Raw genomic sequence first — 19246 nt, forward strand, 5'->3', positions numbered from 1 at the left:
ATAAGTCATCAATCGTAAATCATAAATCCCATGCGCCGCCGCACCTTCCTCTCCACCGCGCTCGCTTCCCTCGCCACCAGCCGCATCTCCAGCCTCACTTACGCTGCGGATGCCGCGCAGAGCCGCGACCACCTCCTCGTCGTGCTTTTCCTCCGCGGCGGTTGCGATGGACTGAACCTCCTCGGCCCTGCGAATGACAAAGACTACATCGCCGCACGTCCCGAGTGGCTGCGCGTCACTGATGCGGGCAAGTTTGAAGGCCTCTCGCTCAAAAACGGCTACAACGGCATCGACATGCGCCTGCACAAAGAAGCCGCGCCATTGAAGGAACTCTACGACAGCGGCCATCTCGCCATGATCCATGCCTGCGGCCTGCAAAACGGCTCCCGCAGCCATTTCGAGGCGCAGGACATGATGGAGCGCGGCGTAGCCGATCAAAAAGACATCGGCGTCGCCAGCGGCTGGCTCACGCGCACCATCGAAGCCCTCTCGCCGCGCGGTTTGTTGCCGGCGGTGGCTGTCGGCGGCGAATTGCCGGACTCGCTCCTGCATTCCAAAGTCGCCGTCTCCATGACCGAGGCACGCGACTTCAACTACGGCCATGAGCGCCAGGTCGCGCTGCTCAAGCGCCTCTACGAAGGCCGCGAAAGCATCCACCGCACCGGCAAACTCACGCTCGACACCATCACGGCGCTGCAAACCAAGCTCCCGCGGGATGGCGATGGCAATGTGCAGGACTACACGCCCGAAAAAGGTGTCAGCTACAACGACATCGGCGGCCTTGGCGACAGTTTGCGCAGCCTCGCGCAGATCGCGAAAATGGATGCCGGTCTCCGCGTCGCCACCGTCGATTACGACGGCTGGGACACGCACGAGAGCCAGGAGTATCGCTTCAACGAGCAGGTCAGCGAGCTCAGCCGCGCCCTGCATGCCTTTTACAACGATATGAGCCGCTTCCATTCGAAAATGACCATCGTCGTGCACACCGAGTTTGGCCGTCGGCTCAAATCAAACCAGAGCGAAGGCACCGACCACGGCTACGGAGGCGTCCACATGGTCCTCGGCCAGGGAATCAATGGCGGCCGGCTCCACGGCGAATGGCGCGGCCTCGCCAACGAGCATCTCGACGAAGGCGCCGACCTTGCCATCGCCACCGACTACCGCACCATACTCAGCGAAGTCCTCACCAAACGCGTCGGCCTCGACGACGTGAAAAGCATCTTTCCCGGCTTCGCAATGCCGAAAGCCCTCGGCATCGTGTGATCCCATCTGCCATGATCGTCAGCTTCTACGACACTAAACCCTATGATCAGAATGCCTTCCGCGAGGCGGCGAAGGACGCTGAAAGCATCGAATGGCGGTTTCATGACTTTCGCCTGAACGCGGAAACAGCCGCGTCGGCAGCTGGTGCGCAGGCGGTGTGCGTCTTTGTGAATGATCGTGTCGATGCGGCATGCATCGGAGTGCTGGCGGAGCATGGCGTGCGCCTCATCGCGCTGCGTTGCGCAGGCTTTAACAATGTCGATCTCGCGGCCGCGAAGGCGCATGGCATCGCCGTGGTGCGTGTGCCTGCGTATTCACCGCATGCCGTCGCGGAGCACACGGTGGCGCTGCTGCTCACGCTGAACCGCCAGATCCACCGCGCCTACAACCGCGTGCGCGATCTCAATTTCTCGCTGCACGGTCTGGTGGGCTTCGATGTGTTCGGAAAGACCGTCGGCATCATTGGCACGGGAAAAATTGGCCAGGTGACGGCGGAGGTGTTTCGCGGCTTTGGCGTGCGTTTGCTCGGCTATGATCCTTATCCGAAGCCTGAGTGGGCTGCCACATGCGGACTGAACTATGTGCCGCCGGATGAGTTGCTGGCACAAAGCGACATCGTGAGCCTGCACCTGCCGCTCACGCCGCAGTCCAAGTATCTCATCAACGAGCAAACCGTGGCCCGCATGAAGCGCGGAGCCTTTCTCATCAACACCAGCCGCGGCAAGCTCATCGACACCACGGCCGTGATCGACGCCTTAAAGACCGGCCACCTCGGCGGCGTGGCACTGGATGTCTATGAGGAGGAGGAAGGCATCTTCTTTGAAGATCACTCCGGCCGTCCGTTGCAAGACGACGAGCTTTCCCGCCTGCTGACCTTCCCGAACGTGCTCATCACCTCCCACCAGGCCTTTTTGACCCACGAGGCCCTCGGTCAGATCGCCGGGACGACGCTCGACAACCTCCAGCGGTTGAGAAATGGAAAGTCCTGGCTTGAAGGAACGACGGTTTGAAGAGCATGATGAGATGCTCATAATGAAGGAGCACATCACATCTTGATTCCATGACCGAACTCCTCCTCATCCTCCTGCTTCTCGTCTTCAACGGCGTGTTTGCCATGGCGGAGATCGCCATCGTGTCGGCCAAAAAAGCGCGGATGCTGGAGCGGGCTGAAAAAGGCAGCGCCGGGGCGCGACTGGCGCTGAAGCTGGCGGAGAATCCGGAGCGGTTTTTGAGCACCGTGCAAATCGGCATCACGCTGGTGGGCGTTCTGGCGGGCGCTTTTGGTGGGGCGAGTCTCGCGGGTTATGTGACGCCTTGGTTGAAGGAGGCTCCCTTCCTGGCGGAGCATGCGGAGGAGGTGGCGTTCGGCTTGGTGGTGGCTTTCATCACCTATCTCTCGCTCATCATCGGCGAGCTGGTGCCGAAAAGCCTCGCGCTGCGCAATGCGGAAGGCATCGCCTGCCTCATGGTGGGGCCGATGGACTGGCTCTCCCGCGCGGCGAGTCCGCTGGTGTGGCTGCTGGAGCTCAGCACGCGGACGCTGATGCGTTTGTTTGGCAAATCACCGGCCCAGAGCGGCCCGACGACCGCGGAGGTGGAGGTGCTGCTGCGCGAGGGCCTCATCACTGGCAATGTGCGCCATGAGGAGAGCGAGCTGGTGGAGGGCGTCTTTGACCTGCGCGAGTTGAAGGCGGAGGAAATCATGCGCCCGAAACCGAAGCTGGTCTTTCTCCATGTGGACGACAGCGCCGCGAGCGTGGCGGAGGAACTGGGCGAGGGCGTGCGGCAGGTGGTGTTCCCGGTTTATGGCGAAACGCGGGACCATGTGGAGGGCATGGTCTCCCTCCGGGCGCTGTTTCTCTCCGTGGCAGCCGGCAGCACGCAAAAGGTGAGCGAGCTGATGCGCGAGCCGGTTTTCGTCTCCGACAATCAACCCGCGCTCACCCTGCTGGAGGAGCTTCGCAAGGCCTCGCATCACGCCGCGATGGTCACGGACGAGTTTGGCATCGTGCGCGGCATGGTGACAATCGAAGACCTCGCCGAGGAGGTCGTGGGCGATCTCAAAACCAACCGCCCGGACACCTCCAGCCCGCTCCAGGTGCGTGAAACCTCCCCCGGCATGTGGATGGCTGATGGCATGACGGAGATCGACGCGATAAACGCCGCGATCACCGGCTTCGAAGCCGTGGCAAACGCAGAGGACGATGCCTTCCAGACGCTCGCCGGCTTCATCATGCAGCACCTGGAGCGCCTGCCGCGCGAGGGTGAAAAATTCACCGTGGGCGGCTTTGAGATCGAAATCATCGACATGGACCGCCAGCGCATCGACAAGGTCTCCTTGCGGCGGCTGCCATCGGATTCGAGCATCGCCACGCGGTCGCCTGGTTCATCATGAGCATCCGAGAGGCGCCTCCCAGACAGCAAGCCTCTTCCAATCTCCATCAAGGCAGGCGCAATCTCTCCTCCTTCCTCATCCATTTGCTGATTGCCTGTCATTCGTTTCGGAATGACCTCTCATCGTTGACTGCGACCCATGCCCACCATCTCGCTTCTTGTGATGCTTTGCGTCTCACGGGCACTTCACTTGAACTTGGACTCACCAGCGCTGAGGCGTCGGAACGGCTGAGACGTTATGGCGAAAATCGCGTGCAGGTGCGCGGCGGCACGTCGGCTTGGATGCGACTCGTGCGGCAGTTTACCGCGCCGCTGGTGCTGGTGCTCATCGCAGCGGCGGTAGTCACGGGGTTTCTTGGTGAGTGGGTGGATGCCTCGGTGATCTTCATCGTGGTCGTGGTGAATGCGATCGTGGGCTTTTTGCAGGAATCGAAGGCCGAAAGCGCTCTCGAAGCCCTCATGAAAATGGTCGTCGCCGAGGCCGTGGTGCGGCGGGATGGTAAAAAGATCCGCGTGAACAGCACCGAACTCGTTCCGGGCGACATTGTGATGCTCGCAGGCGGTGATCGCGTGCCGGCGGACATTCGTTTGCTCGAAACGAAGAGCCTGCAAATCGATGAATCCTCGCTCACCGGTGAATCGGTGCCTGCGAGCAAACGGCCGGACCCTTTGCATGCAGATACGGTGCTCGCGGATCGCGTGAACATGGCCTACGCAGGCTCTCTGGTGACCGCAGGCACCGGCACGGGCGTCGTTTGGGCCACGGGCGACCGCACGGAGACAGGGCGCGTGGCTTTTCTCATCGCGGAGGCGGTGGATCTCACCACGCCGCTCACGCGGAAGATCGCCCGCTTCAGCGGCGTGCTTCTCTGGGTCATCCTTGCGCTCGCGGCGGCTCTGTTTGCCTATGGCGTGCTGGTGCGCGGCGGCAGCGTGATCGAGATGCTCATGGCGAGCGTGGCGCTGGCCGTGGGCGTGATTCCCGAGGGATTGCCCGCCGCCATCACCATCGTGCTCGCCATCGGCGTGAGCCGCATGGCGAAACGCCGCGCCATCATCCGCAAACTGCCCGCCGTGGAGACGCTTGGCTGCACTACCGTCATCTGCTCCGACAAAACGGGCACTCTCACGCAGAACAAGATGACCGTGCAGCGCATCCACGCTGGTGGCGAGACCTTCGAGGTCAGCGGAACGGGCTACGAACCGCGTGGTGACATCCATCAGGGCCAAATCACGATGGATGCTGCATCGAAGCCCGCGCTGCATGAGTGCCTGCATGCAGGCATGCTCTGCAATGACTCCGCCATCATCGAAAAGGACGGCGCGTGGAGCATCGCGGGTGATCCCACGGAGGGTGCGTTGCTCGTGGCGGCGGAGAAAGCCGGTTTGCGTCATGCCACGATTCATGCGGGATCGCCCCGCGTGGACATGATCCCTTTTGAAAGCGACCACATGTTCCGCGCGACGCTGCACGATCATGTGGCAGGCCGCCGCATCTACAAAGCGGGTGCGCTGGAGCGGCTGCTGGATCGCTGCACGCACATGCTCGATGCACGCGGCGAGGTCGTCGCCATCGACACGGAGGCGATTCGTGAAGTGGCGAGGTCTTTTGGCTCCAAGGGCATGCGGGTGATCGCTTTTTGCCGTCGCGATGGCTCGCATGTCAGCGGTGATTTCAAGCATCATCACGTCAGCGAGGGCCTGACCTTCCTCGGCTTGCAGGGCATGATCGATCCGCCGCGCGAGGAGGCCATCGCTGCTGTGGCGAAGTGTCAGGCAGCTGGCATCCGCGTGAAAATGATCACCGGAGACCATGCCGTGACCGCGCAGGCCATCGCGAAGCAAATCGGCATCGCCGACGCGGACACCGTGCCCGCCATCAGCGGTCGTGAGCTGGCCGAGATCAGCGACGCGGACTTGCCGGAGATCGCGGACCGCACCGCCGTCTTTGCCCGCGTGGCACCCGAGCAGAAACTGCGGCTCGTGCGTGCTCTGCAAAGCCGTGGTCACATCCTCGCCATGACCGGGGACGGCGTGAATGACGGCCCCGCTTTGAAACAAGCCGACATCGGCATCGCCATGGGCATCACCGGCACCGATGTGGCGAAAGGCGCGGCCAGCATGGTGCTCACGGATGACAACTTCGCCACCATCGCCGCCGCCGTCGAAGAAGGTCGCGGCGTGTATGACAACCTCATCAAGTTCCTGGTGTGGACGCTGCCGGTGAGCGTCGGCTTTGCGCTCATTTTGCTCACCAGCGTCGTCTTCGGCCTCACGCTGCCGACGCTGCCCGTGCATCTGCTTTGGGTGAATTTGACCACCGCGATCCTGCTCGGCCTCATGCTCGTTTTCGAGCCACCCGAGGCCGACATCATGCGCCGGCCGCCTCGTGATCAAAAAACACCGATTTTCGATTTCGCCATGTTCATGCGCACTGGCCTCGTTTCGATGATCATGCTCGCCGGGAGCTACTGGGTGTTCTTTTACGAGCAAAGCGGCGGTGCCAGCATCGCCGTGTGCCGCACCGCGGTGGTCAACACCGTCGTCGCTGTGGCCAGCGCCTACCTAATCAACTGCCGCAGCCTTCGGCGCAGCATTTTCAGCATTGGCTGGTTCAGCAACCCGCGTCTGTGGCTCGGCATCGGCCTCACCGCCATGCTCCAGCTCCTCTTCACGTATGCGCCGTTGATGAATCGCTTCCTCCACACCGCACCACTTGATGCCACGGTGTGGCTGCGCATCCTCGGCGTCGCCCTCGCCGCGCTAGTGATCGTGGAAGTGGAGAAGGTGCTGCGCAAAACCGCAAAAAGCTAACGGGTGCGCTCAGTCACGCAGCAGCGCCAGTGCCTCGATGCTCGGATACTGGCCGGCCATCGCGATCGCCTGTCGCTTCAACAAACGCGGGCGCTTGTTGAAGCCAAGGATCCGGCAGGTCACCTCTCCGGTGTCTGTCAGTGGCACGATACGTTGCCCCTGTAGGCGAAAGTGCTCCGTCCACTTGTCGCGGCGGGGATGGTAAAAGGGAATCAAAAGACCCGTCGTCCGGCTCACCGAGCCGAGATCGCTTCCCTTCGCCATGTTGCAGTCGAGACAGGCGAGCGCCAGATTTGGCAGCGCCGTGCGCCCACCATGTTTCCGGCTGTGAATGTGCTCGATTTGGAAGCCCACCCAGTCATCGCGCTCATGCAGCAGGCAGTATTCACAGAGACCGCCTGCGCGTTCCCAAACCTGACGGCGAAGGGCGGCTGGAATGTGCTGGCTCATGCCGAAACAGCCGCCATCCGGGCACGTGCTTTCACCAGTGACATGATCTGATTGAGCATCTGATACTGCTCCAGCTCGGCCTTCTCAGCTTTGGTGATCCCGCCATCCTTGAGTTTTTGGACGAGCGACTCGACACGCTGAGACGTGGCTTTCGAGGCCCGCAGGGAAGCCAGCTTTCTCGGGTCAATGGCTTTGGACAAAGTCTGCGCGGCGTCTTCGAGGATTCTCATGAGGAAAGAGTAGAAGGACCGGCTGTGAAATTCAAGATGGGAGTTGAGCGCTCCATCAGCCATCGGCTTGGCACCCCTTTCAGCCGATTGCTGAGATGGACCGCCACCTGATCAAGCGTCCCGTAAGCTGCCTCGCAAGGGTTTCAGCATCCCCCCGCCTTTCACAACGATGTCATCGCTTCCCGTCCAAACGCTCTGCCTGCTCCTCGCCACCAGCGCCCTCGCCCTCGATCCCTTGCCCGAAGGTCCCGGCATCTCGCAAAAGCATCCCGGCGACTCTGGCATCGAAAAACATCCTGCGGTGCTTCTCGTCGAAAACTTCGAAGAAGGCGCGTTGGAGGCCTTGAGGCCGCGTTGGAATGAAATCGAGAACAAGGACGGCAAGGTGCTCGAAATCGTGAACGAGCATCCTGATGCCAGTTCGGGCTCCAAATGCCTCCAAGTCACCGCCACGCTTGGCGAGAACACCGGCGGGCATTTGTTCAAGCGGCTGGATCCCATCCAGACTCGCGTCTTCTCGCGCTTCTATGTGAAGTTCGCCGAGGACGCGCCTTACCTGCATCACTTCAGCGGCCTCGGCGGCTACAATCCGCCCACGAACTGGCCGCAAGGCAGCGCGGGCAAGCACGCGGCAGGCGACACACGCTTCAGCGCCCGCATCGAGCCAAATGGCAGCTACGGCACGCTCGCCGCACCCGGCGGCTGGATGTTTTACACCTATTGGAATGACATGAAGCAAAGCGCCGACGGCGGCTTCTGGGGCAACGGCCTCTGGCCCGAAGGCCGCCCCGGCCCGCCACGCGGCCAGTGGCAGTGCGTCGAGATCATGGTGAAGTGCAACGAGGTCGGAAAAAGCGATGGCGAGCTGGCTTTGTGGCTCGATGGCAAACTCTCGACGCACATCGGCCCCGGCACGAAAACTGGCAAATGGACGGGCGAAGGCTTCCAAGTCGCCAAAGACGGCGAAAGCACCTTCGAAGGCTTCCGCTGGCGCACCGTGCCAGAGCTGGCCGTGAGCTATTTCATGCTCAGCCACTACGTCACCGAAAACGCCTACCGCCAGAACAACGTCGCCAACCCACCTAAGACCAATCGCGTGTGGTTCGACGACATTGTGATCGCCACGGAGTATGTCGGGCCGGTTTCAAAGCGTTGATGCTGTCATGTTCTCCCGGCGTGTCATCCTTCCTGCCTTTGCTCTGCTCCCGTTGGGACTTGTGCATGCCGATGCGCATCCCGCGTCTCCTTTCATCGCCGAGCACTGCGAGAAGTGCCATTCCGGCGACAAGCCCAAGGGCAAGTTCGACATCACGAAACTCACGCCTGACTTCACCGACAAAAAGATGCGCGAACGCTGGCAGGTGGTGCTGCATCAGGTCGAGTCCCGAGACATGCCGCCGGAGGACAAGCCGCGTCCGCCAGCGGCTGAGGTCAAAGCATTGAGCCAATGGATCAACGGTGGCGTGACGGCTGCCGAACTCGCCTATCAGAAAGAGCATGGCCGCGTGGTCATGCGCCGGTTGAATCGCGCGGAGTATGCGAACACCGTGCGCGATCTGCTCGGCGTGGAGGTGGATCTCGCGGACCTGCTGCCGCCGGACACGGGCACCAATGGTTTCGACAACAACGCGGAGCTGCTGCACACCTCGTCCTATCTGATGCGCAGCTACCTCGACGCGGCGGATCGCGTTTTGAACGAGGCGATCGCGAATCACGGCGAGCCCTGGCAGGTGAAGAAGCGCTTCGATTTGAAGGAGGAGCGCACGGTGAAGGCCCAGGGCAGTGTTTACAAGCATCTCGACGAGGGCGTGGCTATCTTCGCGGTGTGGGAGTCGGCGAATATTCGCGTCACGATGTGGAACTTCCGCAGCCCGTTTCGCGGCAAGTATCGCTTCAAGATCTGCGGCTACGGCTATCAAAGCGGCGGCAAGCCGGTGAACTTCCACGTCAACACGGGCACGCTCAAGGAAGTCACCGAGGAGCGCCTTATCGACTACTTCGCGGTGCCGGCGGACAAGCCGACCGTGATCGAGTTCACCGAGCAACTCGAGCCGGAGAACCGTCTGCGCATCATCGCAGATGGTCTGCCCGCACTCCCGCCCGAGGTGGAGAAAATCGGTGCCGAGAACTACCAAGGTCCCGGTCTTGTCATTCAATACGTCGATGTCGAAGGCCCGCTGATGGAGTCCTGGCCGCCGCCGAGCCACAAAGCGTTGTTTGGCGATCTCGGCATCGAGCGCATGCCGAAGGAGAGCGACAAGGACTGGCGCGAGGTGGTTTCTCCACAGCCGATGATCGATGCAGAGCGCATCCTGCGCGAGTTCGCGCGCAAGGCATTCCGCCGCCCCGTGACGGACGATGACATCAAGCCCTTCCTCGCACGCGTGAAGGCCCGTCTCGATCAAAAAGCCATGTTTGAGCAGGCGGTGCGGGTGGGGCTGAAGAGCATCCTCGTTTCGCCGAGCTTCTTGTTCCTGCGCGAGAAAGCTGACGCTCCGCTGGATGACTTCGCGCTCGCCAGCCGCCTCTCGTATTTCCTGTGGAGCAGCATGCCGGACGAAACGCTCTTCAAACTCGCCGCCGAGGGCAAACTCCGGGACAAAGAAGTCCTCCGCACTCAAGTCGAGCGCCTGCTGGCCGATCCAAAAGCAAAAGCCTTCACCGAAAACTTCACCGGCCAGTGGCTCAGCCTTCGCGCCATCGACGACACCCTGCCCGACCGCATTCTCTACCCTGAATACGACAACATGCTCAAGGTGGCGATGCTGAAGGAGACGAAGCTCTTCTTCGAGGAGGTGCTGAAGCATGATCTGCCCATCACCAACTTCGTCGCGAGCGATTTCACCTTCCTTAACGACCGTCTCGCGAAACACTACAAGATCCCCGGCATCGATGGCGTGGACATGCGCAAGGTCACGCTGCCACCCGGCACGCATCGCGGCGGCCTGCTCACGATGGGCAGCATTTTGAAAGTCACCGCCAACGGCACCACCACCTCGCCCATCATTCGCGGTGCCTGGGTGCTCGACCGCATCCTCGGCACACCGCCCGCGAAACCGCCTGCCGACATCGAAGCGATCGAACCAGACATTCGCGGTGCCACCACCATTCGCGAGCAACTCGCCAAGCATCGCAACGTCGAAAGCTGCAACCGCTGCCACAAAACCATCGATCCACCCGGCTTCGCGCTCGAAAGCTTCGACGTCATCGGCGGCTGGCGCGAAAACTACCGCGCCCTCACCAACGGCGGCGAAAGAGACGCCTCCGGCCGCCGCGTCCAACAAGGCCCCGCCGTTGATCCCACCGGGACCATGGAGGATGGCCGCCACTTCGCGAACATCGACGAACTCAAAAAGCTCCTCGTCGCAGACCAAGAACAACTCGCCCGCTCACTCGCCGCGAAGCTGCTTACCTACGCCACCGGTGCCGAGCCGACGAAAGTGGACCGACCAGAGATCGAGGTCATCGTCACAAACGCACCCTCGAAGAACTTCGGCTTCCGCTCGTTGATTCACGAAGTCGTGATGAGCCCTGTCTTCCAAACCAAGTAGCCCATGAAAACCAATCGCCGCACCTTTCTCCGCACCGCGGGCATTTCCCTCGCCTTGCCTGCGCTGGACCTTTTCGCTGCGGGCACCGCTGCACAACCGAAGCGGCGCATGGTTTGCATTTGTGCACCGCTGGGGTTGCACCCGGACAACTTCATTCCAAAGCAGCCGGGCAAAGACTACGCGCTTTCGGATTACCTGGAGATCGTCAAAAACTTCCGTGATGACATGACCGTGATCTCCGGCCTGCAACACGCGGGCATGGGGTCGAGCTTTGCCCATCAGGCTTCGGCGAGCTTCCTCACGGGCGTGCCGGGCGCAGGCAGGCCGGGATTTCGCAATGCGATCTCTCTGGATCAGCTCGCGGCGGAGCATCTCGGCACGCAGACGCGTTTCCCGAGCCTTGCGCTCTCCGGCGAGGGCGCGGGCGGCCTTTCTTGGACGCGCACAGGCGCGCTGATCCCAGCGGACAACTCGCCATCGAAGGTTTTTGCGAGGCTTTTCCTCGAAGGCAGCGCGGGCGACGTGCAGGAGCAGCTTCGTAAGCTTGAAGACGGTCGCAGCATCCTCGATGACGTGTCGGCGCAGGCGAAGTCACTGCGCTCCGGCCTCGGCAGCGAGGATCGTGACAAGCTCGATGAATACCTCACCAGCGTGCGCGAACTCGAGCAGCGCATGGTCAATGACGAAAGCTGGGCGAAGAAACCGAAACCCGCGGTGAGCGTCGAGCCGCCAAAGGACATCGCGAATCCAGCCGACCTCATCGGACGCACCAATCTGCTCTTCGATCTCGCGCATCTCGCTTTGCAGACGGATTCCACCCGGCTGATCACCATCATGCTCGCTGGCTCCTCCTTTGCGCCGCCGATCCAGGGAGTGTCACTCGGTCATCACGACCTCTCGCATCACGGCAAGGACCCGGGCAAGCTCGCGCAGCTCAAGATCGTCGAAATGGAGGTGATGAAAACCGTCGCGGCGCTTCTCAGCAAGCTGAAGCAATCAAAGGAGGACGACAGCACGCTGCTCGACCGCACCACCGTCTTCCTCGGCAGCAATCTTGGCGATGCGAGCAGCCACTCGACCAAAAACCTGCCCGTGCTGCTCGCCGGCGGCGGCTTCCGCCACGGTCAGCATCTCGCCTTCGATCCCGACAATCCGCCGCCGCTCTGCAACCTCTACGTCAGCATGCTCCAGCGCCTCGGCATCGAAACCGATCGCTTCAGCACCGCCACCGGCACGCTCAGCGGTCTCGATCTGAAGACTGCCTGACCTCACTTTTGGCAGGAAAATGGATGGGCGGGAAGATTCTCCAATCCCCTTTCTCCCATTTTCCTGCCCCCAAATCTTCCTGCCAAACCCACCTCTGCTCCCAACCAACCGTGCGTTCATTCCTCCTCTTCATCGTCCTCGCCTCGTCCGCCCTCGCCGCCAGCTACGAACCCACCTGGTCCACCATCCCTCCCAAGCGCGTGATCCAGCACAGCGATCCAAATGGAGCAGCACTCATGAAGGCCGTGGAAGCCTTGCAGCCGGGCGACAAGCTCGAACTCGCCGCTGGCAACTACAGCGTCGAGCGCATGTGGGACATCGGCGTGAGTGGCACGGCAGAGGCACCGATCTGGATCGTCGCAGCCGAGCGAGCGCAGGTCGTCATCACGCGGCCTGATGACAAACAAAACGTGCTCAATATCGGTCAAGGCGGCCCGGTGAAGTTCCTGTGCCTGCGCGGCATCGAGTTCACCGGTGGCAGTCATGGGCTGAGGCTCGGCCGCTGCTCGGACGTCTGGATCGATCAATGCCACATTCATCACACCGGTCAGGTTTGCCTCAGTGCGAACAGCGCCGACACCCAGCGCCTCTTTTTGACCCGCAATCACATCCACCACGGTGACGGTCACGCGGAAGGCATGTATCTCGGTGCCAACAACGGCGATCACATCATGAGCGAGAGCGTCATCGCGCTGAACCACATTCACGATTGCCGCGGCGATCAAGGCGATGGCATCGAGGTCAAGCAAGGCTCCTGGGGCAATCTCATCGCCGAGAACCATGTGCATGACACGCAGTATCCCTGCATCACCGTGTATGGCACCGCTGGAAAGCCCGTGAACATCATCGAGCGCAACCTCTGCTACAACAGCGGCGACAACGTCATGCAGGTGCAGGGCGAGGCCATCGTGCGCAACAACGTCCTCATCAACGGCGCCGGCGCAGGCTTTGCCAGCACCGATCATCAGGGCAAGACCCTCAACCTCCAAGTCATCCACAACACCATTCTCAATGCGGCCCACGCCTTCCGCGGCGGCTCCTGGAATGGCCGCGAAGGCATGATCCTCGCCAACAACATTCTTTACTCTCGCGATGCCAACGCCCTCCACTACGCCAACGGCAACGCTGGCGTCCTCAGCAGTGGCAACGTGGTCTTTGGCGATGGCCCTAAAGACGGCTGTGTCAAAGGCCGCGGCTTCGAGGACTTCCCCGGCGTCACCCTCGATGGCAGCAAGCACGACGCCACACCCGCCGCCGACGCCAAGCTCGACCACGCTGATGCGAAATACCTCCTACCCACGGATTTTCACGGCAAAGCACGCACCAAGAATGTCAGTGGTGCCATCGCTCCTTGATGCAGCGTGAATCAATGGAGATGTCGCAGTCTTCGGGACTCTTTGGTTGAGCATCTCACTCCACCACCTCGGCGACGGCGGCGAGCTGATGCGGCTGAGCGCCCAGCTTCACGCGGGTGCCGTCGGTGCATTTGCTGACGATCACCGAGGCCATGTCGCGCACGGTTTTTTGCAGTCGTGCATCGTCAGGATGTTGTTTGGCGAGGGCGTGAAGCTCCGGCAAGGCCTCAACCGTGATGCCCATGGCGTCGAACTCATCGAGCAAGGCACGAATCGCAGGCTGCGTGATGGCATCGACTTCCGGCGAGCGTTCGAGATCAGCCAGCGCACGCAGGATGATGACATGATACACCGTGCGAGCATTGTGCGGATCAATCCAGCGACCGTTCTTCGCCTGACCCGGAGAGACACCGACACGCAGTTTTTGCAAAGCGGCCTCCTTCATGCCCGCGTGGGCCAGCAGCGAGACGGAGAAGGCGTTGTAATTGAAGTTCGTGCAGCAGGCCTGCTTCGCCGCCCATTCAGCGGCACGACGACCCGCGGCGAGATAGGTTTCATCCTTCAACAGCTCGCCCGCCCGCAGCAGCGCCACGCCACAGACGCCGGTGTCAAACTGCGATCCACCATCGGGATCAGGCGTGACGATCCAGCCGTCTTCAATTTGGATGGAGCCGTTTTGGAGCTGTTTTTCCGTCATGTCGCCAAAACGAATGTTTTTTGCCCCGCAGGTCCGGAAACGGAAAATGGCCCTGCGGCTGCTGCAGCTTCAAAAGCACGCCTGCGGTGCCTCGCAGTAGCTTTTCGACATCGGCGAGCCTCTGCGGCGCATGCTGCGCGACATGTGGATGCATCGTCACACAGGCATCGAGCACGTAGGCATACACGCGGGCCATTTGATCCGGCAAAAGCTCGCCTTTCATCAAGGTGCGCATCGCGCGGCCCTGCGTCTCCAGCGCATCGAGAAAGAGCTTCACGGCCTCAGCGCGGCTCAGCTTCAACTCACCCGCCTTTTGGCCCATGCGACGCCCATCCGGCACACCGGCTTGATCATCGAGGACTCCTTCCATCGCCAGCGTGATCTCCCGCACCGCCGCCGCATCACCGGAAGCCATCGCGGCGATGAGTTTCGGCCCGCTGGCCTTCAACGCGGCCTCCATCTCCGGCGTCGGATGAAACAACGGCTGCCCCGCCATGCTCCAGCCACCCGGATCAATGCCCACGGCCTTCTCCGCTTCGCTCAGTTGCTCCTCCGCATTCGCAGGCAGGCTGCTCTTGAAGTCACGCGCCAGCTTTTCGACTCCGCGCACCAGCTTTTCATCATTCCGCTCCCGAGCAATCTGCCGTGCCATGCGCAGCCGTGCCCCCGCGTCCTCTGGAGTCAGCGCCAATGCACAAGAGACGGAAGAAAGAAGCAAACAGAGCAGACGAAGTGATGACATGACTTTGAGTGCAGGCTGATGCCTCTTTGTATGACCATCAGATGCAAGAAAATGCGAATGAGGCAGACGAGTATCTCAGCCGATTGCTGAGCGAGCAGTCGCACTGAGCTTCGTTTTAAAAAGGCCGACATGAAATCCATCCTTTGCCTTCTTATCGCCAGCGCGGCGCTCGCGCAGCATCCACAGCTCAAAACAGGCCCGAATGCCGATCTCGGCGGGGCCTTGCTCATGCCGGCGGGTGATGAATGGAATCGCGATGTGTCGAAGGATGAGGTCGATCCGCTCAGCGATGCCATCATTGCCTCCATCGGTGCGGAGACGGGGCTGCATGAGGACTTTGGTGTGGTGTGGAAGGGCCAGCCGGGAGGGATTCCGTATTACGTCGTGAGTGGCGATCAGCCGAAGGTGCCCATCGCTTTTGAATACGCGGATGAGAGCGATCCGGGGCCGTATCCCATCCCGCCGGATGCCCACATCGAAGGCGGGCCGCAGGCGGAGGGCGACCGGCATGTGTTGGTGCTCGATAAGGACAACTGGAAGCTCTACGAGCTGTTTCATTCGTTCCCGCTCGATGGTGGCAAATCATGGAAGGCGAGCAGCGGAGCCGTTTTCGATCTGAAGAACCCGAAACCGCGTCCCGCAGGCTGGACGAGCGCCGATGCCGCAGGTTTGCCGATTTTGCCCGGCCTCGCCCGTTACGATGAGATCTGCGGCGCGAAGAAGCTTACGCATGCGCTGCGCTTCACGGTGAAAAAGAGCCGTCGCGCCTATGTGCCTCCCGCCACGCACTTCGCCAGCCCGCACAAGGACGAAAACCTGCCGCCAATGGGCATGCGCGTGCGCTTGAAGGCCAGCTTTGACACCTCCAAGTTCACCGGCGCGGCCAAAGTGATCCTCGAAGGCCTGAAGACGCACGGCATGATCCTCGCCGACAACGGCGGCGACTGGTTCATCAGCGGCGCGCCCGATGATCGCTGGAACCACGAGGAACTGCTGCCCATCCGCAAAGTGAAGGGAAAAGATCTCGAAGTCGTGAAAATGGGGCCGATGACGACGCGATAAGATGTCGCCCATGTCCACCACCCGCCTTCCCCGCCCACGTGTGCAGCTTTGGATGCTGCGCCTCATGATCGCTATTTTGCTCACGGGCTTGCCAGGAGCGCTGCTGCCGGAGATCGCGTTCCAGAAGTTCTCGTGGCTCATGGGCTATGGCAAACAACCCATCACGCCGCTGGTCGTCTATCTCTCCGGCAATGCCGGTTTTGCCTACGTCGTGATCGCCGCGCTGATCTGGGTCATCTCGCGTGATCTCGAGCGCTATCAGCCGCTCGTGCGAATGTGCGGCTGGACCATGGTCTTCGCAGGTCCGGCATATCTCTCGATCGATCTGCAATGTCCGCTGCCGCTGTGGTGGACGCTGATGGACAGCGTGGGCTGCTTCCTCATCGGACTCGCTTTGCTGTGGGCCTGTCCACCGAAGCCGAAAACATGAAACGCCTGTGCTTCATCCTGCCCCTGCTTTTGATTCTGCGGCTGCATGCTGTTGAAGCCAACACGCCTGCCGAGGGCTTCGGTGCGGCGGCACGCGGTGGTGAGGGCGGCCGGGTGATCCGGGTGACGAATCTGGCCGATGAGGGCCCGGGGAGCTTGCGCGATGCTTTGGCGCAGCGAGGTGCGAGGATCATTCACTTTGCAGTTGAGGGCGAGGTGGAGCTGAAGTCACGCCTGCGGATTCGCGAGGGCTCGGTGACGCTGGATGCTTCCACCGCTGTGGGGAATGGCATCACGCTGAAGCGGCATGGTCTGGATGTGGTGAACGCGGAGGACGTGATCGTGCGCGGCTTGCGCATTCATGTGAGTGAAGGCGGCACGTCCGGCGATGGCATCCTGCTGTGGGGCAAGGAAGGTGGCCTGACGCGTCGCGTGCTCGTGGAGCACTGCTCCATCCACGGGGCCACGGATGAAGGCGTGAACACCTGGGGCCGCGTGGTGGATGTGACCTTTCAATGGTGCCTCATCGCCGATGCCGCGCCGCCGCACAGCAAGGGCTGGCTCTCCGGCGCGGAGTGTGATCGCATCACGCTGCATCACTGCTTGTTTGCAGGCTGCGACGATCGCAATCCGAAGCTGGAAGGCGGCCATTACCAGGTGGTGAACAATGTGTTTGCCGCCTGGAAGAACAACAACGCCACCAAACTGCGCCTCGGTGCCCGCGTGAATCTGCTGGGCAACCTTTACCTGCCCGGCGCGACCTCAAACGCAGCGAAGGGCTGCGTGTTCATCGAAGATCCGCCGGGAGCACTTAGCCTCTTCATGCAAGGCAACGTCTTGAAAGGCCAGCCAACAACGGATGAATGGAACTGGGTGACGCTGCATGAACGTGTCGCAGGTGGTTGGAACGAAAAACGTCCCGCGCCGCAGAGCTATCGGGCTGCAGCACCCTTCGAGGCACCGGCGGTGAAGACCGAGAGCGCGGCGGATGCGCTGCAAAGCGTGCTCAAGCAAGCCGGAGCGTTGCCGCGTGACGAGCGCGATGCGCGGGTGATCGAACGTGTGAAGGCGCTGGAATGAAACCGCAGCTTCTCAGCCGATTGCTGAGCCACTTTGCCTGCACCCGAACGTTTTGCTCAACCATGCGTCTTCTTACCCTGCTCCTGGCGGCCACCACCGCCTTCGCTGAACCCACCTGGCATCCCTTTGGACCCGGAGGCGGAGGCTGGATTGAAGATGTCGTCGCTCATCCCACGAACCCGAAAGAAGTCTGGGCGATGACGGACCTGAGCGGGCTGTTTCGTTCGCAGGATGCCGGTTTGACGTGGCGGAAGATGTCGGCCGATGTCGAACGCGGCGTGATGGCGCGAAAGCAGATCGTCTCGCACAACCGGCAGTTCGCCATCGACCCGAAGGACTCGAAGCATCTGTATTGGGGCGTGTGCGGCATGATCTGGGCCTCGCACGATGGCGGCGTGACGTGGCAGGCAGTGTTTGGCACCGCGCCGAAGGTCGGTGATGACAAAACACCGCAACTCGGCCACGCGATGGCCTGCGCGGCGGACGGCAGCGTGTATGCGCTCGATCACGAAAGCACGCTGCGAGTCTCACGCGATCATGGCGCGACGTGGACGGAGCTGACGAAGCCTCCCGTGGCGAAGAACTCGCCGGACACGCCCGCGTTTCCATTCCTCCTCGCCGATGGCACGCTGTGCGTCGCGTGCCGGCCATCGCCGGGCCTCGCCATCTCGAAGGACGGTGGCAAGACGTGGGAACTGAAGCTGCCGGAGAGCATCATCCTGAATGCGCGTGCCACGCCGACAGGCAGCGGATTGTTTGCGTTTGATTCGACCGGCAAACTGCATCGCAGCCTCGATGGCGGCGCGAGCTTTACGATGATCAAAGAGGTGCCGCACCAGTGGCAGCCGGGTCTGCGCTTTGCAGGCGGTCTGGCGGTCGCGACGGGTGGCAAGGTCATGCTTTGGGCCTTGAGCCAGCTCGTCGTGAGCAGTGACAACGGCGAAACGTGGACACGGCATCGCATCGAGACGAATTGGGATCGCGGCAGCTATCCCGGCATGAATCGTTACGCCTCGCCCGAGGGCAAATGCAGCACGCTCACCGTCACCGCGGACGGCTCGACATGGCTGAAATGCGACAGCTCGCTCATGTGTCGCAGCACCGACTTCGGCGTGAGCTGGACGGGCAGCACCACGGGCCTGCAAGTGCTCTGTTACTTCCAAGGCCCTGCCATCAGCCCGCATGATCCGAAGCAGGCGATGGTGGCCGCGCTGGATCAAGGCGTCTTCAAAACAAATGACGGCGGTGCTTCATGGAAGCCGGTGCGTGTGCAGACTGAATGGTGGAACGACGACTGGCAGAACCACGACGGCAGCGTCGTCAAAGCGCACCCGAAGCTGCCGAATACCTGGTTTGCCATCATCCACGGCCACGGCGGCACGCGGCATCCGCGCCTGCATCGCAGCGATGACGGCGGGGAGACGTGGAAGCTCGTTTTGGACCTCAAAGAGCAGTTCGGCGGCGAATGGGGCAAGTGGCTCGACGACAGCGAGATGGGCGATTTGTGGTTCGATCCTTCGAATCCGGACGTGATGCACCTTTGCAACTACCAGCTCGGTGTTTTCAAAAGCATCGATGGCGGCCAGAGCTGGAAACACACGCTGAAAACCAAGAACGGCCTCAGCCTCGTCACCAGCCCCAGCGGCCAGCATGTGTATCTGCAATGTCTCAAACGCACCGGCCTCTACGCCAGCCACGATCGCGGCGAGACGTGGGCGGTCGCCCACGCCGCCGATGGCGTGGACGGCCTCGCGCATCATCCGAAGGACGAAAGCACGCTCTTCATCAGCGACGGCCAGCACGAGAACTACTGGAGCTACAAAGGCACCCGCCCCGCCAAGCTCCTCAAAAGCACCGACGCCGGCAAAACGTGGACGCAACTCGCGGCCCTCGACAGCGGCCCGCTCTAGGTC

General features: G+C 61.7%; 16 protein-coding genes. 12 read left to right on the plus strand and 4 right to left on the minus strand.

The window, feature by feature from the left end; genetic code table 11:
* Positions 1–30: 30 nt before the first annotated feature.
* From ACILSE_RS16355 to ACILSE_RS16370, 4 genes are all read left to right on the plus strand, one after another.
* Positions 31–1263 carry a DUF1501 domain-containing protein gene (locus tag ACILSE_RS16355; RefSeq protein WP_395718490.1) on the plus strand — a complete coding sequence of 411 codons (1233 nt, stop codon included), beginning with the start codon at positions 31–33 and terminating at the stop codon, positions 1261–1263.
* An 11-nt stretch (positions 1264–1274) separates the two neighbouring features.
* Positions 1275–2273 carry a 2-hydroxyacid dehydrogenase gene (locus ACILSE_RS16360; protein ID WP_395718491.1) on the plus strand — a complete coding sequence of 333 codons (999 nt, stop codon included), beginning with the start codon at positions 1275–1277 and terminating at the stop codon, positions 2271–2273.
* 50 nt (positions 2274–2323) lie between these two features.
* Complete coding sequence (locus ACILSE_RS16365) at positions 2324–3658, plus strand: hemolysin family protein (protein WP_395718492.1); 1335 nt, start codon at positions 2324–2326, stop codon at positions 3656–3658.
* Positions 3659–3783: 125 nt separating this feature from the next.
* Positions 3784–6471, plus strand: coding sequence for a cation-translocating P-type ATPase (locus tag ACILSE_RS16370; protein ID WP_395718493.1), 2688 nt, complete (start codon positions 3784–3786; stop codon positions 6469–6471).
* 9 nt (positions 6472–6480) lie between these two features.
* Here ACILSE_RS16370 and ACILSE_RS16375 read toward each other — a convergent pair whose 3' ends face one another.
* Both ACILSE_RS16375 and ACILSE_RS16380 read right to left on the minus strand, forming a co-directional pair.
* Positions 6481–6921, minus strand: a complete 441-nt coding sequence (locus ACILSE_RS16375) for an HNH endonuclease (protein ID WP_395718494.1) — start codon at positions 6919–6921, stop codon at positions 6481–6483.
* Positions 6918–7151: a hypothetical protein gene (locus tag ACILSE_RS16380; RefSeq protein WP_395718495.1), complete on the minus strand. Its 234-nt coding sequence runs from the start codon at positions 7149–7151 to the stop codon at positions 6918–6920. Before ACILSE_RS16380 ends, ACILSE_RS16375 begins: the two co-directional genes overlap by 4 nt.
* Positions 7152–7320: 169 nt before the next feature.
* On the opposite strand from ACILSE_RS16380, the gene ACILSE_RS16385 reads away from it, so the two are divergent.
* From ACILSE_RS16385 to ACILSE_RS16400, 4 genes are all read left to right on the plus strand, one after another.
* Positions 7321–8307 (plus strand): hypothetical protein, encoded by a 987-nt coding sequence (locus ACILSE_RS16385; RefSeq protein WP_395718496.1) that lies wholly within the window; start codon positions 7321–7323, stop codon positions 8305–8307.
* A gap of 7 nt (positions 8308–8314) precedes the next feature.
* The gene (locus ACILSE_RS16390) at positions 8315–10702 is read left to right on the plus strand and encodes a DUF1592 domain-containing protein (RefSeq protein WP_395718497.1); all 2388 of its coding nucleotides are present in this window, start codon (positions 8315–8317) and stop codon (positions 10700–10702) included.
* A 3-nt stretch (positions 10703–10705) separates the two neighbouring features.
* Positions 10706–11968, plus strand: coding sequence for a DUF1552 domain-containing protein (locus ACILSE_RS16395; RefSeq protein WP_395718498.1), 1263 nt, complete (start codon positions 10706–10708; stop codon positions 11966–11968).
* A gap of 110 nt (positions 11969–12078) precedes the next feature.
* Positions 12079–13323, plus strand: a complete 1245-nt coding sequence (locus ACILSE_RS16400; RefSeq protein ID WP_395718499.1) for a right-handed parallel beta-helix repeat-containing protein — start codon at positions 12079–12081, stop codon at positions 13321–13323.
* Positions 13324–13378: 55 nt separating this feature from the next.
* On the opposite strand, the gene ACILSE_RS16405 is transcribed toward ACILSE_RS16400, so the two are convergent.
* Positions 13379–14020, minus strand: a complete 642-nt coding sequence (locus tag ACILSE_RS16405) for a hypothetical protein (protein ID WP_395718500.1) — start codon at positions 14018–14020, stop codon at positions 13379–13381.
* Positions 13980–14762, minus strand: coding sequence for a hypothetical protein (locus ACILSE_RS16410; RefSeq protein WP_395718501.1), 783 nt, complete (start codon positions 14760–14762; stop codon positions 13980–13982). The genes ACILSE_RS16405 and ACILSE_RS16410 overlap by 41 nt, the downstream gene beginning before the upstream one ends.
* A 129-nt stretch (positions 14763–14891) precedes the next feature.
* Between ACILSE_RS16410 and ACILSE_RS16415 the strand changes: the two genes are divergently transcribed.
* From ACILSE_RS16415 to ACILSE_RS16430, 4 genes are all read left to right on the plus strand, one after another.
* Entirely contained in the window at positions 14892–15824 is a 933-nt protein-coding gene (locus tag ACILSE_RS16415; protein WP_395718502.1) for a hypothetical protein, read from the plus strand.
* A gap of 10 nt (positions 15825–15834) precedes the next feature.
* A complete protein-coding gene (locus ACILSE_RS16420) occupies positions 15835–16254 on the plus strand; it encodes a hypothetical protein (protein WP_395718503.1) in 420 nt (139 codons plus the stop codon).
* Positions 16251–17333 (plus strand): polysaccharide lyase family 1 protein, encoded by a 1083-nt coding sequence (locus ACILSE_RS16425; protein ID WP_395718504.1) that lies wholly within the window; start codon positions 16251–16253, stop codon positions 17331–17333. The genes ACILSE_RS16420 and ACILSE_RS16425 overlap by 4 nt, the downstream gene beginning before the upstream one ends.
* A gap of 62 nt (positions 17334–17395) precedes the next feature.
* Positions 17396–19243, plus strand: a complete 1848-nt coding sequence (locus ACILSE_RS16430) for a WD40/YVTN/BNR-like repeat-containing protein (RefSeq protein WP_395718505.1) — start codon at positions 17396–17398, stop codon at positions 19241–19243.
* Positions 19244–19246 lie beyond the last annotated feature (3 nt).

Source organism: Prosthecobacter sp., assembly GCF_044236155.1.
GTDB lineage: Bacteria > Verrucomicrobiota > Verrucomicrobiia > Verrucomicrobiales > Verrucomicrobiaceae > Prosthecobacter.